The sequence below is a fragment of the Leclercia sp. genome (assembly GCF_036780805.1).
Lineage (GTDB): Bacteria > Pseudomonadota > Gammaproteobacteria > Enterobacterales > Enterobacteriaceae > Enterobacter.
Genome location: NZ_DAIQCE010000001.1, coordinates 758,241 through 772,843, shown reverse-complemented (window position 1 = coordinate 772,843; position 14,603 = coordinate 758,241). Strand labels below are relative to the sequence as shown.

General features: G+C 52.3%; 12 protein-coding genes. All 12 read right to left on the bottom strand.

The genetic code is table 11. The features are described from left to right. Positions 1-59: 59 nt before the first annotated feature. The 12 genes from V7Q49_RS03575 to tssB all read right to left on the bottom strand — a co-directional run bounded on the left by V7Q49_RS03575 (position 60) and on the right by tssB (position 14,540). Entirely contained in the window at positions 60-287 is a 228-nt protein-coding gene (locus tag V7Q49_RS03575) for a hypothetical protein (protein WP_333849359.1), read from the bottom strand. Between the two features lie 370 nt (positions 288-657). Next, entirely contained in the window at positions 658-1,179 is a 522-nt protein-coding gene (locus V7Q49_RS03570; protein ID WP_333849358.1) for a hypothetical protein, read from the bottom strand. Between the two features lie 368 nt (positions 1,180-1,547). Continuing rightward, on the bottom strand, positions 1,548-2,174 hold the full coding sequence (locus V7Q49_RS03565) for a hypothetical protein (protein ID WP_333849357.1): 627 nt from the start codon (positions 2,172-2,174) through the stop codon (positions 1,548-1,550). After that, positions 2,152-2,916, bottom strand: coding sequence for a hypothetical protein (locus tag V7Q49_RS03560; protein WP_333849356.1), 765 nt, complete (start codon positions 2,914-2,916; stop codon positions 2,152-2,154). The genes V7Q49_RS03565 and V7Q49_RS03560 overlap by 23 nt, the downstream gene beginning before the upstream one ends. A 14-nt stretch (positions 2,917-2,930) precedes the next feature. After that, positions 2,931-5,432, bottom strand: a complete 2,502-nt coding sequence (locus V7Q49_RS03555; RefSeq protein WP_333849355.1) for a type VI secretion system Vgr family protein — start codon at positions 5,430-5,432, stop codon at positions 2,931-2,933. Then, complete coding sequence (tssH, locus tag V7Q49_RS03550; protein WP_333849354.1) at positions 5,429-8,083, bottom strand: type VI secretion system ATPase TssH; 2,655 nt, start codon at positions 8,081-8,083, stop codon at positions 5,429-5,431. Before tssH ends, V7Q49_RS03555 begins: the two co-directional genes overlap by 4 nt. A gap of 172 nt (positions 8,084-8,255) precedes the next feature. Further along, the gene (hcp, locus tag V7Q49_RS03545; protein WP_333849352.1) at positions 8,256-8,747 is read right to left on the bottom strand and encodes a type VI secretion system effector Hcp; all 492 of its coding nucleotides are present in this window, start codon (positions 8,745-8,747) and stop codon (positions 8,256-8,258) included. A gap of 4 nt (positions 8,748-8,751) precedes the next feature. Next, positions 8,752-10,455, bottom strand: a complete 1,704-nt coding sequence (locus V7Q49_RS03540) for an OmpA family protein (RefSeq protein ID WP_333849351.1) — start codon at positions 10,453-10,455, stop codon at positions 8,752-8,754. Continuing rightward, positions 10,452-11,123, bottom strand: coding sequence for a type VI secretion system protein TssL, short form (tssL, locus tag V7Q49_RS03535; RefSeq protein WP_333849350.1), 672 nt, complete (start codon positions 11,121-11,123; stop codon positions 10,452-10,454). The genes V7Q49_RS03540 and tssL overlap by 4 nt, the downstream gene beginning before the upstream one ends. Further along, positions 11,120-12,457 carry a type VI secretion system baseplate subunit TssK gene (tssK, locus tag V7Q49_RS03530; protein WP_333849349.1) on the bottom strand — a complete coding sequence of 446 codons (1,338 nt, stop codon included), beginning with the start codon at positions 12,455-12,457 and terminating at the stop codon, positions 11,120-11,122. The genes tssL and tssK overlap by 4 nt, the downstream gene beginning before the upstream one ends. Before the next feature lie 13 nt (positions 12,458-12,470). Further along, positions 12,471-14,006 carry a type VI secretion system contractile sheath large subunit gene (gene tssC / locus V7Q49_RS03525; RefSeq protein ID WP_333849348.1) on the bottom strand — a complete coding sequence of 512 codons (1,536 nt, stop codon included), beginning with the start codon at positions 14,004-14,006 and terminating at the stop codon, positions 12,471-12,473. 42 nt (positions 14,007-14,048) lie between these two features. Further along, a complete protein-coding gene (gene tssB / locus V7Q49_RS03520) occupies positions 14,049-14,540 on the bottom strand; it encodes a type VI secretion system contractile sheath small subunit (protein ID WP_333849347.1) in 492 nt (163 codons plus the stop codon). Positions 14,541-14,603 lie beyond the last annotated feature (63 nt).

Genomic DNA, 14,603 nt, shown 5'->3' with positions numbered 1-14,603 from the left:
AGATGAAAATGAGGCGAAGATTAAAACCATTGCATTACCAACTCCATTAAAACCCACACTCAAATAAATGACTGCTCTTTTAATAAAGAATTATGGCGGTAATATATTTTATAAAATTTTTGTTTTTTTAAGGGTTGAGAACTGGCGCTACCAGACATTGAATAACCTGACTCTTTGAGGCAATAATTAATAAATGAAGCGCACCAAGGAGTAGAATTACCAACCATTGATGACATATTAACGCCAGTCTTCTTATGGTAGTTTATTCCGCCATCTCCTTCTTTCACACGCCCCCACTTCCATCGAGTCTCTCCCTCCTCGAATGCAACAACCATCCAGGAGTTTCTCTATTCTTGAGTGAGTAACGCAATCGGATTTCCAGAACTAACCCCCCCAACCGATTCCAGCATTTTTTATTGGTACTTACGTCTCTATTTTGTTGTGGTTGTTTATTCACTGATTTTGAGGCTGGAGGATTTACTGCTGGTTTTTCAGACCAATCAGTACTATTCTACCACTTTTGCTTACAGAAATTGATGCTAAGGGTGCATTCATTAGGAGCTGATATATTATACTGCAGAGCTATGCCGTCTACACTCACACTATTTTCCTCCGATATCAAATCGCATCGAAATAAATTTACTTACCTCAATATAATCAAGGGCTACGAGGGAGTATTTTTGAGCTTATAGACTGGCAAATAGATCTTCCCAAAAGCTTAAAATTAATAATATCTTTAACATTCAAGTCATTTTTGAAAATATATACTGGAGATTTTGAGTCAAACGTGTAAATAAATAATTCATTATCGTTAACTGCATAAAAAAGAACACCATCAAACCCGGAAATTTGATCATCAGAGTAAGATGATAATATTTTAGCAATCTGAGTTCTGGCCGATGAGTCTGTTATAGACTTTATTAAAATATTGTCATCAATACCTCCAGGAAGAGTATTCAGATATATATTATCAATATATGGGACATAATCTTTTTGATCACACACAGGGGTACGAGGATTGTCCACACCGTAATAATTTCTAAAAAAACCATCAAGGACATATTTATAATCACTAGCAGACGGCAAGGCCTTAACAAGTAAGGATATTCCACCGGGGTCTCCTGCCAGCACTCTAGATGACAACAACAGTAACACAATTATAATTCTATAATTTTTCATCGACCATCACCTTCATCATTCGCAGATTGAGTATTGCTATCAAACCCGAATAAATTCTTATTAACATTGCCAATATCAATTAAAGATAATTCCACTAAAATTTTTGAATAACATTCTCTATACACCACATAGATATAATACTTATAAACCTTTATATACACTGGAATTTCGTCAATTTTTCTGACGGTCATTCTGAATTTAGATGTTGGTTTCGTGGCACTATATCTCGATAACTTGATAGTACCTTCACCATATGCTTTACCGCATTGATACATCAGACATTATCAATATAAATTAACAATGTAATCATCATCACTAATATTGCTAAAACAATAGAAAAGATAATAGACAGAATCATTAAGTTAAGTCTAAAACTCAGTGTAAATGTGCACTTGAGAAAACCTAATTGGGTATACCTCTCCGCTTTGCTCTTTGCTCTTTAACTTAAAATCAACAATGACACTATGATTATGACGATAGCGTGCAACATTGAATTTATAAGTTACTTTCTTCCCATTACCATCTGGGTAAGCCCCTTCTTTTTCATATATTCCTTCAAAAAACAAATTTGCCTTCCTGATATTATCAAAATCAAGTAACATTCCAGTGCAAGCACCAAACGAAATATAAGCAGAGTTCCATACATTCGAGAACTCATCTCTAAAAAAATTTATTTCTACCTCCCTTTTATGAGAAAGATAATATCTATCTACGGGACCATTTTTAGAGTAATGGGCTTCTGCCCTGTCGAAAAATTCTTTATATTCTTCTAACTGCTCTTCGATTGTACTTTTTTGTGAAATGATCTGCACTACAGTATTAATGACGTGTAGAAAAGAACCCTGGTTGTCGCAAGCCATAGTTTTATCCTTGTAGTTGCTGTCTATATTTATAATTTTTTCAGATGAAAATACTTCATGATTTGAAAACAATATTATGCACGAATAAAAAATAACAGTATTAAGCGTCGCATTAATCTTTTGTAAGATCGCCATGAATTATCGTCTCCAGGCCTGTTGATAGCAACACATCATTATCTCCCGGATAAAGAACCCATGAATTATAAAGTGTTATCAGATCATTAGCTACATTTCCAGCCCCATCAGTTCCATAACATATAATCCCAGTATTTTCATACTTCTTTAAAAAATCAAAATACCAACTATAAGGATTCACAAAACTCCCCATCGTTGTGATTTCATCAGACCCAACACCTTTGATAGGACCACTTCCAGGAGGTGTCGATACACCTCCTGCACTTAAGATATCTCTTGCCGTTTCAGCACATGTGTCATTCATAAAGGCATAATAATGTTCCGTACCTGCATTAACTTTAGCAGTGAACGCATCCGCATTATCCTTAACGTTTATAGCTATTTCCTCGCTGATTTTTAGTCTAAATAGCCGTGTGACTTCAGTTATACTATAATTTGTACTTCCGGGCCTTGCCCCCGAATATTCATCTGTAATTTTTCCTGGTACGGCCAGACCTTTTGGTCCAAAACTAAAAAAAATATCAACCTCATTGTTTTTAGTGATATAAAAAAAAGCATGTCCGTAATCCACAGAAAGATCTTGAATCCCATTGATAAATGCACTTGGATGATTCACCTCAAAACCAACAGTAAGAATATATGTTTTCCTTCTTATCTGAACATTTGTTATGTTTATATCCTCTCTTGAATCCGCACCTGATAACTCAGCGGAAGAGGATGTTTTTTGATCAAACTTATCCACCTTTCTAATCCTTATTAAATAGCCAAATACACACAAACAATGCCTATTTCATTCCCATTAAAAACTTCTGTATTACCATGTTCGTCTGTAACTCCTGAAATTTCCACACCATTACTCATAAGCGCATAGTATTTAGTTCCAGAATAAGGGACGCCCTTCTCATCCTTGAAATTAAACATTCGATTATAAGAAGGAAATATCTCCAGAGGTAATTTTCTTATTTCAGGTTTATTTTGAGCCTGAGTCTGTCTCGCATAATGCCCGGCTCTTGACCTGAAATCCCCGAGCGTCGCCGTCTCAATCGCATTCGCATCCAGTGTGATATAGCTCCCGCCACCGTTCAGCGTGATCTTCTTCTTCGCAAGGATTTTGATTTCATCTTCCGTGCTGACGATGCTGATTTCCTTACGGGCCAGTAATTCCATTAAATCGTTCTGCGCCTGTACCTGCACCGGCCCCTGGTTCGCTATCAGCCTGATCCCCAGCTTGCGCACAAACACGCTCAGGGCATTGCCCACCCCGATGAACAGATTTTTCACCACGCTGACGTCCGCATTTTTACCCGCCGTGGCAATCAGGTTCTGCCCGGCTGAGACCTGAAGGTGTTGTCCGCTGGTCAGCGCCACACCGTCCGGCGCGCTCATCAGCAGCACCGATTTTTTAAGGTCCGTCAGCTGCTGTTCCAGCAGTGTGATTTGCGCCTGAAGGTCTGCCGGGTTCGCGGTCGCCTTCTGCGCGTCATCCGAGATGGACGTCATCTGCGCCCGCGCATCACCCAGGTTGCTGACCGCCGGCTCCATCTCCAGCGCCTGGCCCTGCGCCCTGGCCTGCCCGTCAGCACTGATAAAAATTCCTTTCTGCGCCCGGATGGCCCCCCGGCTGTCGGTTCTGAGCTCAAAGCCTTCCCCGCGCTTCTGTTTCTCACTGTCGACCAGGTGACCGAGATTCAGCTGGCTCTTGCCGCCGTACTCCGTCGAGACCTTGATATGCTCTTTCCCGCGCTCATCGTCGAGACGGATTTTGTTGTTCGCCGGGGTGCGCAGGACGTTGCGTTTATAGTTGCGGATGGTGACGTGGTCGCCGTGGGCCGAGTCGTGCAGCACACCAGAGATATACGGCCGGTCCGGGTTACCGTCCTCAAAACCTATCGCCACTTCGGTGCCCGCCAGCAGCGGCAGGTGCAGGCCGTAAGTGTCGCCGGCATACGGCCGGGACTGACGCACCCACAGGCTCTCGAACCCGGTCTCCCAGTTGTCCCGGTCAAACAGCATGTTAACGCGGTAGCGGCCGTCCTTGTCGATATGCCCGTAGGTGTCATTTTCGGTGGTACTGGTGACGCGGGCCGGTAAGGTGCCGGCCATCACCGGGCGTGAGCCTGGCTCCGGGCGGAAACTGAAATCAGCGCTGTCCGGGATACCGTGAAAATCAACCGCAAAGTCCTCGTCACGCCGGGCATGGCAGTGCATTGCCGTGACGACCACGCCATGGGCGAATACCTCCGCCACTTCGTACCCGCCGGTGACTTTCAGAATCTGCCCCGGAGACAGGGTCGGACAGCTGGTGATGGCCCGGGTCCGGGTCTGGCCATTCAGGTAGCGTTCGTGCCGGATGCGGGCGCAAAACGCCCCGGACTCCGGGGCCGGATTGCGGTCATGGGACGTTCCCGCCGCCAGGTAGTTATCGGCCCAGTGATAGGCATCGCCGTAAGTGGTGCTGTCGCCCCGGGTCGCGTCCACCCGGGTGTTCATGTCTTCCGTGGCCTGACGGTAGTTGTAATCACGGGTGCTGACCTGCTTCTGCACCACGTTGTGACGACATTCCATCTCCCACACCGAGTCCATGCCTTTCGCATGCTGCCCGGACGGCGGCACCGACGGCAGCGTCAGGCCTTTCCCGTAACCCTGCTGGCTGTCGTAAAACTCCACCACGTCAATGTTCAGGCGCGTGTCGGTGGTAAAGCGGAACCAGATACCGACCTCACCCAGCAGGCGGGTGATAAAGTGCAGGTCGTCCTCGCCGTACTGCATCACCTGCTCACGGCGCGGGTACTCTTTACTCAGCGAGAACAGAAAATCCTGGCCGCGCATGCCGTGGCGCTCGCGCAGGATTTTTTCCACGATTTGCGGGACCGACATGTCCTGGTAAATGGCGTTCTGGTGCGAGCGGTCGAGCAGCGCCAGGCGTGGCCGCAGCGTCAGGGCGTAGCGGGTTTCATCTGCGGAGGTGCCAAGCCGTTCAAAACCTGTCACCACGCCCTGTATCACCCGCACCGGCTGCTGGATTCTGATGCCGTAACCCTGGTCAACCGGGGCCTGCAGCGTCAGGGAGCCGGGCTTCATCAGCATCATCTCTTTGCTGATGGCGTGGTCAGCGCTGGTGAACTCAATCCGGTAGCGGAACGGCGTGCTCAGGGCTTCATCACCTTCAAACGCCAGCACATCAGGCTCTGCTTCACATCCCTTCACCGAAAGCAGGTGATGGTTGTGGCTGTATCTTAACGGGGGATTATTACTCATGCGTCCACTCCCTGTTGCACGTCAAACTCAAGACCGATACCCTCGTCTTCGCTCCAGCTAAGGCTTAACGACTGTGGTTTTTGTCTGTCGGCCATACAGGTCAGCAGCTGCTGACTCAGTACCGGCAGAATCTGTTGATTCAGCAGGCTGTCGACGTTGCGCGCGCCGGTATCCGGCAGCAGGCACGCGGCGGTCAGGACGTCATACAGGCTTTCGTCGATATGCGTTGTCAGGCCGTAGTGACGATGTAATCGCCTGCTGACCTGCGACAGCTTTATTTCCACGATGGTGCGCATGGCAGCTTGCGCCAGCGGGCGGTAAATAATGGTCTGGAAGCGGGCTAGCAGGGCCGGCTGGAAATGGTCACGCAGGATCGGGCGCAGCAGTTCGTGCAGCTCGCCTTCGGTCGCATCCGGCTGTTCGTCGAGCAGCTGCATCAGATGGTCGCTGCCGAGGTTCGAGGTCATCAGGATAACGGTGTTACGGAAGTCGATTTCACGCCCTTCGCCGTCGCGCATAAAGCCGCGGTCGAAGACCTGATAGAACAGGTTCATCACGTCGCGGTGCGCTTTTTCGACTTCATCAAGCAGGACCACGCTGTAAGGTCGTTTGCGCACCGCTTCGGTGAGAATGCCACCCTGACCGTAGCCGACGTAACCCGGTGGTGAACCTTTCAACTGGGAAACGGTGTGCGGCTCCTGGTACTCCGACAGATTGATAGTGATAAGCGACTTTTCGCCGCCGTACAGCACATCGGCCAGCGCCAGGGCGGTTTCGGTTTTGCCGACACCGCTAGGTCCAACCAGCAGGAACACGCCCTGCGGACCGTTCTCAGACGTTAGCCCGGTTTTCGCGGCACGCAGTCGCTGGGCTATAGTGCCAAGCGCCACATCCTGACCAACCACGCGTTTACCGATTTCGTTTTCCAGAGTCAGCAGTTCCGTCTGCTCATCTTTCATCAACGAAGACAGCGGGACGCCGGTCCAGTCAGCAATCACGTTGGCAACGGTGCGCACGTCCACATCAACAGAGAGCAGCGGGTTACTCTGCTGCATTTCGTTAAGCTCTTGCTGTGATTTGAGGGTTTCACTCTGGCGGGAGAGATCCTGGCGGCTTTCCAGCAGTTGTTCGGTCAGTTTTAGCTCCTGACCGTACTGCGTCTCCAGTTCATCAAGTTCCACAATCAGGCGCACTTCTTCCTGTTCAATCACCGTCAGGCGTTCACCATGGCTCTGATTACCCACAGCGATATCTTCCAGCAGCGCCTGCTTCTCGATTGCAAGTGACGTGAGCTGCGCACGAATGCGTGTCAACTGTTCTGGAACGGTATCGAGGCTCATACGCACTCGGGCGCTCGCGGTATCGAGCAAATCCACCGCTTTGTCCGGCAGCTGGCGTCCCGTCAGGTAGCGGCGCGACAGCGTGACGGCTGCTCGTACGGCATCGTCGGTAATGTGCACATTGTGATGCTCTGCATAGCGGGATTTCAGGCCACGCAGCATCAGGCAGGCACTATCGTCGTCTGGCTCGTCCACTTTCACCATCTGGAAGCGGCGCTCCAGTGCCGCATCACGCTCGAAGTACTGCTTGTATTCACTCCAGGTGGTGGCGGCAATGGTGCGCAGTTCACCTCGTGCCAGCGCGGGCTTCAGCAGATTGGCGGCATCCGCCCCACCCGCCTGATTGCCTGCGCCGATAATGGTGTGCGCTTCGTCGATAAATAACAGAATGGGCACAGGCGACTGCTGTACTGCATCAATCACGTTTTTCAGCCGCTGCTCAAACTCGCCTTTCACCCCCGCGCCCGCCTGCAACAGGCCCAAATCAAGCGTGCGAAGGCTGACCGTTTTCATGGACTCCGGCACATTACCTTCGGTAATGCGTAACGCCAGACCTTCCACCAGTGCGGTTTTTCCCACACCCGGCTCACCGACCAGGATCGGGTTGTTCTTACGGCGACGAGAGAGGATATCCACCATCTGACGGATCTCTGTATCGCGACCAAATACAGGATCGATTTTGCCCTCTTTCGCTTTCGCAGTGACGTCGAGCGTAAATTTGTCCAGGGCGTTTTGTAGCGCCGGGTTCAGTTCACCCGTATTCATTTCCACTCCGACCGGGCGCCCTACAAACGCCACTTCGCCACCGTGGTTCTGTGCCAGCTCAGCATCGTGCTGCATTTCCGGGCGCTCATCCGACTGCGCGTCCAGCAACGGACGAAGGCGTTCCAGCTGGCTCTGAGCAAGCGTTAACAGTGGCCAAAGGCCGTCGCAGCGTGCCAGTTTCGGTTTATTCACCATGGCCATCAGTAGATGAACACTGCGGATTTGCTCTTCTCCGCTGAGTGAAGCGATCAGCCAGGCTTGCTGCATCAGAGTCTGGATGTCGTCAGACAACTGAGGCCGATGGCGCACAGAGCGGGGTTGCTTATCGAGCCAGCAGAGTAAATCCTGCCAGATGCTGTCCATATCCCATTCGTAACGACGTGCCAGCACCGTCAGATCTCCTTCCCCTTGTTCGAGTAGCTTCAGCAGCCAGTGCTCCGGCAAAATTTCCGCATGGGCGCGGGTCTGGCAGAGCGAAGCCGCGCCTTCCATCGCACGGGCACAGTAAGGGTTCAGACGTCGAAGGAGGATTGCAGGGTTTTCCATGTTGAATTTACTCACTGTTGAGGACCTTTCGGACACGCTACCGCCCCTGGCCGTTACCGAGGCCCATAAGGTCTTGTTTCCGGGATGTGATGTTTTCTTTGCTCAACGTCCGCGACAGCAGACATTCAGCAAAAAAGAAAAAGCGGACAGAGAAGCTCTGCCCGCTTGCGACTTACGCGGTGGCGCGTTCGTTCCAGGAATCGGAATGAATGATGTTGCCGTCTTTGTAGGTCCAGGTGATTTTTTCGTAACGCAGTTCGATCTGCTCGAGGTGGTTATGTTTTTCGAAAGACGGATCCTTGATGTCGTGCATCATCGGATTCACTTTCACTACCTTCACGTTCTCGAGTTTGGTGTTGAAGTACTCCACTTCCTGACCTGCATCGTTGATTTTGTACCACTTGAATTCGGCAGACTTGAGTGTCTGGCCGGTGGTTACCGCCTTGTAGAGATACGGGCTGGAGGAGTCGATTTCCTTGGTGAACAGGAACGGGGTGTGAATACGCGTGCCAGTCAGCTTGCCGGTATTATTATCGGTCGGGATATACAGGTTGTGTTTCTGAGCGACCACTTCGATGCTACCTTCACGATCCTGAACGTCCACTGACCCTTTGATGTCCGCGCCGCCGTCGTCTTTCAGCCACAGATAAACAGGAATTGCCATGGAATTACTCTCCATTGTGTAGTGATGCGTCATCATCCTGCGATGACGCCTGGGTTATGCCGGGTATCTGACAGGCATTGGCCTGCGGTACCAGACTGATTTCGACACGGCGGTTGAGCGCACGCCCTTCCGGGGTGTCGTTTGTTGCGACAGGACGGCTTTCACCGTAGCCCTGCACCGCAAAACAGCTTTCCGGTACGTCACCGGTATCGCGCATCCAGTCGCGAACGGATTCGGCACGTTTCAGGGAGAGCGTCTGGTTGGACTTGTCATCACCCACGCTGTCGGTATGGCCCGTCACGACAATCAGCCAGCCGGGCTTCGCCTTGATGCCGACCAGCGAGTTAACCAGTAGCCTGGTGGATCCGGGTTTCAGCGCCCATCGGCCGGTATCGAAGAGAGACATGCTGTCGAGGCGGATGATTTTTGGCGAGGCGTGTTCTACCTGTTTGACTGGCAGCGGAGGCGGAACATAGGAACGAATCGCCTCCATCAACGGCAGGCGAAGACGCTCGCCGTGGTACAGGCCGAGGCTCATTTTCATCGGCTCACCGTTACGTGCCCACTGGTCCAGCAACGCCGCATCTTCCCGCAATACCTCAACTGCATTAGCCTTTGGCTCGTAGTTGTTCATCGCAATGAGGTCGTAATGCTGAATGTCGAAGCTCACCCGCTGCAGTAACTGCTTGTTGTTCCACGCGCTGGCACACAGGGCGATGACAGTTGCGAGAGTAAACATACAGAATGCCCTTAGCAGGGCGCGGCTTTGCGGCGTGACTGCACCGCCCTGTGGCAACATCGGCAGGATAAAATCAGGTAACGGTATGCCATCCGGTGTTGCAACGGATTGCCAGCCCGGTAGCAAATTCAGTGTGGTATGGTGTGAAAGCCAGCGCTGCCACAGATTTTCATCCAGGGCGGGCGCACCTGACAGGCTCATGTGATAAAGCATCACCGACGGAACGGCGAGTGGCATATCGTCTGACGCAGAGACCAGCGCACTCAATGCTGTCTGCCCCACAAAGCGAACGTGAGCGCTCATCCTCACCTGTACGGCCAGACGATCTTCCCCTCCCTTTTGCGATAACCATGTTCGGATGCTGCACGGTGCTTCATCTGGCTGCCATACCTGCATTGCTTCTCCGTTCAGCGCTGTCTGCCATAGCGGCTGGGAGACGGTCACCCCCGCCACCGCACTGTTCAGGAGTAATGGCACAGCCCGATGGCTATCGCGCCGCACCTGGCCCATTTGCCAGCGCAGTTCATAAAGCCGGGCCGTCATCGCCGCTTCATCAACCTCCTGCTGAGGACAGATGCGGAACATCACCGCCAGCTGCGACACCAGTTCCGGGCGCTTCCACAGGAGATAACGGGCCGTCTGCTGAAGTTCAGCCGTGGCGACCTTCAGCCAGCAACCCTGTGCGGTACGGTATACCGCGACACTGCCCGGCCAGTCGGCCACGTTACCGCACACCAGCACCACTGGCAGGCGGTACGGTGCATCCGGCAGATCGTGCAGCCAGGTATTATCCCTGAGGGGCTCTCCCACCCTGCGACCGGTATAAACCCAGCCTGCGATGACAACCGCAGTGAGTAGCAAAAGCGCAACAATGTGCCAGCCCGAACTCAGCGGTAGAAACAGCTGACACACCAGGGCGGCAAGCAACCCACCCCACAGCCATAACAGCCGAAGATGACGCACACTCATTTTCCGGCTCCCGGCAGCAGCGTCGCAATGAGCTGGTCAAGCCAGTGATTCAGCCCCAGCCACAGTGCTGCGACCAGAACAAGCGACAACCCGATGCAAACTGGCCAGTGACGCAGCCAGTCAACCAGCCCGCTGCGCCCGGCAATGTTCGCCAGCACCGGTTGGTTCTGCGCTGCCTCAAAGGGCGGCACGCGTTCAGTCATCGCACGTACCAGCTGTTCCCGGGCCGGATCTTTAAGGGAATATCCGCCCTTAAAGCCAAGCATCAGTACCCGGTGGAAACAGATCAGAACCGCCATATCCGGTGCAGGTTCCCGCAATACCTGGCGCATCCGTTCATACAGGGCATCCCCGGCATCCATGGTGCCGAAGTATTTCGCCTGCAGCGGGCGGTGATACCATACGATGCAGGCATCATCTTCCACCTGACGTCCCTTGGCCGTTTCATCCATCAGCGCGCACCAGGCATACAATATATGCTGACGGCTGGCGTCACTGACGTTCGCCTGCTCAAGCCGCGCCATCACCTGCTCGATATCGTCCACACATCGCTGCCAGAGAATTTCGCCTTCTCCATCAGCCAGGCGTGCGCCGAAGCGCAGTTCCGTTACCGTCAGCCAGGCATTCGCCATCAGGGCGTCGATATCGATATCCTGATCCTGTTTCATGAGCGCAGCACCGCAAAGAGTTCAAGTTCAGGGTCACCCAGCAAGCCAGGCACATAAAACACGCAGCTTCCTTCCGCCAACATCGCCTGTGCCGCAGGATGCGTCATATCAAGCGTGAAATACTGGTTCTCCAGACGCAGTGGTATAGCCGCCGGAACATGACTCATGGCCTTCAGCGGAATACCGGGATGGGAACTATTCACCACCCTGTCCACTTCATCAGGACTGCCTGCCTTACACTGCAGCGGGAACTGTTCCAGCAGTTGCGCTACCGGAAGCGTAGAGCGTACCGACAGATAGAAATCGGCCTCCTCACGCAACCGCGCATCGTACAGGCGGGCATGCCAGCGTCTGCGCCGTTCATCCCGGGTCATATCAATCGCCAGCACCCGCGATGGCAGACTGGCTTCCAGCAACACGCCCAGCAGGTCAAACAGTGGCGGGAAAACCTCTGTCAGTTGATCGTGGCGGTAAGACGGAATATCGGCCGTGGTGTGGTCAAGAGAAAAGGTCAGAAGGCTACCCGCAAGACCGGCCAGTACCTCATAAAGACGTTCAGGATGGACCTGCGGATGACGCTCGAAGTGATTCAACACTGGCTCTGCGCTGTTTAACGCATTCAGCAGCCAAAACAGTGAGACATCCGCCACCGCAAAGTCGGCCATTCGGTCGTTGCTTTCGCGGCGCATTGCCATCAGACGTTCCAGGCGTGCTCGAAGCTGGCCCGTTAGTTGTTCGAGCTGCTCCATCAACAAGCGGCTCGCCTGCACGCGCATTAGCGGCGGGATAAAATCTTCATCCTGCGACCAGTTGCCCTGGCTGTCGCGGCGCAGACTGGCGACGGTGACAGTCTGATAATTACCGTTGTCATCATCCGCCGCGCGTAGCGTCATTTCCGGCTGCATTACCGCAATCTGGCGGTTGTCATCTCCATAGCGGTTACGTACCTCCCGCCACACCAGACGCCAGCGCACAGGACGCTCCGCGCTCTGCTCCGGTAGCAGGCAATTACCGCCATTTTCATGCTCATGAGGCAACGCCAGCACTACCGTCAGCTCATGGGTTTCCGGTAAGGTCATTACCGGCGGTAGCGCATCAGCGTTATCGGTGTCAGTCAGCGTGCCGTCAGCGAAACGCACACACAGATGGCTGGCCTTCAGTTTTCCCTGTTTCAGCAGTGCCGCATCAAATTCTGCACGAATAATTCCCCAAGGATGCATCGCCCCAAGATGGGCGATGCACTCGGTCTGCCAGGCGGTTTCAGCCGCCTGCTGCTGGAAATGCTGGGGGGAGACCATCTGGCCCCGCCCCCACAGCGGACGATAAATTTTCATCCCTGCTACCGCCTTACGCTTTCGCTTTTGGCATCTGGGACACCAGCGACAGATTTACATCCATCCCTTCCACCTGGAAATGCGGCACCGCATACAGCCGCACGCGGAAGAAGCCTGGATTATCCTCAATGTCTTCCACGACGACCTTCGCATCGCGCAGCGGATGGGAGGCCTGCAGCTCATCGCCCGGGTCGGTCATTTCGGTCACCAGACCGCGCACCCAGGTGTTGAGTTCCAGCTCCAGCAGGCGACGGTCCTTGGTGGTACCGATGTTTTCGCGCTGGATCAGCTTCAGATAGTGCGCGATACGGGACAGCAGGAAGATATAGGGCAGGCGCGCGTTGATGCGGCTGTTGGCCGTTGCATCTGCGGTGTCGTACAGCGCTGGTTTCTGCGTCGAGTTGGCCGAGAAGAAGCAGGCGTAGTCGCGGTTTTTGTAGTACGACAGTGGGATGAAACCGAGATTGGCAAATTCAAACTCGCGAGTTTCCGGGATCATCACTTCGGACGGGATCTTCACCTGGTTGCCGGTACCCAGATCGTACAGATGGATCGGCAGATCTTTCACTGCGCCACCCGCCTGCGGGCCGCGTATCTGTACGCACCAGCCATTATTAATGAAGCTCTTCACCATGTTGGAAGCAAAGGCAAACGACGCGCTGGTCCAGAGATATTTTTCGTGGTCCGGGCCTTTCACCTGCTCAACATAGTTAAAGCTGCGCACCGGTACGGTGTCCGGGCCATATGGCAGGCGTCCGAGCACACGCGGCATCACCAGCCCGATATAGCGGGAGTCGTCGGTATCACGGAAGGATTTCCATTTGATGTACTCGGCGCGGTCGAAGTAGTTGCCGATATCCTTAATGGCCGCCACCTCTTCCATCGACTCTTTCAGGAAGAATTTTGGGCCGACAGAACCGATAAACGGCATATGCGCCGCAGCGGATACTTTGGAGATGTTGCGCAGCAGAGCAACGTCCTGGGGGCTGGCATCAAACTCATAGGCAGAAATCACCGACCCAATCGGCTCACCGCCCGGGGTGTCGTACTCGGCAGTATAGGTGTGCCAATAAAGACCGCTCTGGATAAGCTCCGGCGCATCTTCAAAGTCCTGCCGCAGATCGTCTTTAGAAACATCCAGAATTTCCGTTTTCACATTCTGGCGATAGTCAGTGTTATCGACCAATTGTTTCAGGCCGCGCCACAGGGACTCAACTTTCTGGAATTCTTCATGGTGCATTACCGCATCCAGCTGGCGACTAATTTGAAAATCCAGCTCCGCGATATGGTGATCGATTAGCGTTTTATCCAGCTTTTCCACCTGCTGACCGGATTTACGGATACAGTCCATAAATACCTGCATAGCGGCAGTCAGGCGCTCACCCGCAGGCGCATCGGATAATGCAGCATCATCGAGAAAGTCGTTGATATCGCCCAGGCGGGACGCTGGGGTCAGGTTGATTTTTTCAAATAAGGAGGCGTAAACCCCCTCTTTTTCCAGTACGGTGGTTTGCCCCTGAGCAGAGCCAGTTTCAGTATTTACAGACATCAGCATATTCCCGGTTAATCCATTAAAAGAGATGCCCACGTTTTATTTCGGGGCAAGCGCACTCATTTCGTCGCGTAATTCCTGAGACAGCGCCGGATCCTTAAGAATTTTCTCGAGCTCTTTTCTGAAAGTGGCGTTATCAAGGAGATTGGATTTCAGATCGCGTAACAAATTACGCATCGCCAGCATGGCGCGTAGTTGAGGGATTTGGCGGGCAACCTGTTCGGGCTCGAAATCTTTTATGCAGGAAAAATGCAGTCGGACATTTTCTTCTGTACCCTCGCCAGCCAGCGTATTCTGTACGGCAAGGTTAATTTCCGGGTTAAATTCTGAAAGTACACTGTCGAAGTTATTTTTATTGACGTTGACCTTCTCTCGCTCTGATAACGGCCGGGTCTCTTTACCATTACTGAAATCACCAACGGTTAGAAGCTTAAGCGGCAATTCAACTTTCTTTTGGGCGCCCCCCGTATGGAGAGCCAGTTTGAGATTTATACGTGCCTTGGGCACTTCATTCTGAAATGTATCAGCCATAGCAGTCCCTTTTCCTTAAGGAAGAGTTATTAAGTAAAACTACAATTGTTCGCAAAGGCGATA

Excerpts from the sequence above, each read along its gene's own strand:
- tssB (WP_333849347.1), bottom strand. The coding sequence starts at position 14,540 with ATGGCTGATACATTTCAGAATGAAGTGCCCAAGGCACGTATAAATCTC.
- V7Q49_RS03570 (WP_333849358.1), bottom strand. The coding sequence starts at position 1,179 with ATGAAAAATTATAGAATTATAATTGTGTTACTGTTGTTGTCATCTAGA.
- V7Q49_RS03565 (WP_333849357.1), bottom strand. The coding sequence starts at position 2,174 with ATGGCGATCTTACAAAAGATTAATGCGACGCTTAATACTGTTATTTTT.
- tssL (WP_333849350.1), bottom strand. The coding sequence starts at position 11,123 with ATGAAACAGGATCAGGATATCGATATCGACGCCCTGATGGCGAATGCC.
- tssH (WP_333849354.1), bottom strand. The coding sequence starts at position 8,083 with ATGGAAAACCCTGCAATCCTCCTTCGACGTCTGAACCCTTACTGTGCC.
- tssC (WP_333849348.1), bottom strand. The coding sequence starts at position 14,006 with ATGTCTGTAAATACTGAAACTGGCTCTGCTCAGGGGCAAACCACCGTA.
- V7Q49_RS03555 (WP_333849355.1), bottom strand. The coding sequence starts at position 5,432 with ATGAGTAATAATCCCCCGTTAAGATACAGCCACAACCATCACCTGCTT.
- hcp (WP_333849352.1), bottom strand. The coding sequence starts at position 8,747 with ATGGCAATTCCTGTTTATCTGTGGCTGAAAGACGACGGCGGCGCGGAC.
- tssK (WP_333849349.1), bottom strand. The coding sequence starts at position 12,457 with ATGAAAATTTATCGTCCGCTGTGGGGGCGGGGCCAGATGGTCTCCCCC.
- V7Q49_RS03540 (WP_333849351.1), bottom strand. The coding sequence starts at position 10,455 with ATGAGTGTGCGTCATCTTCGGCTGTTATGGCTGTGGGGTGGGTTGCTT.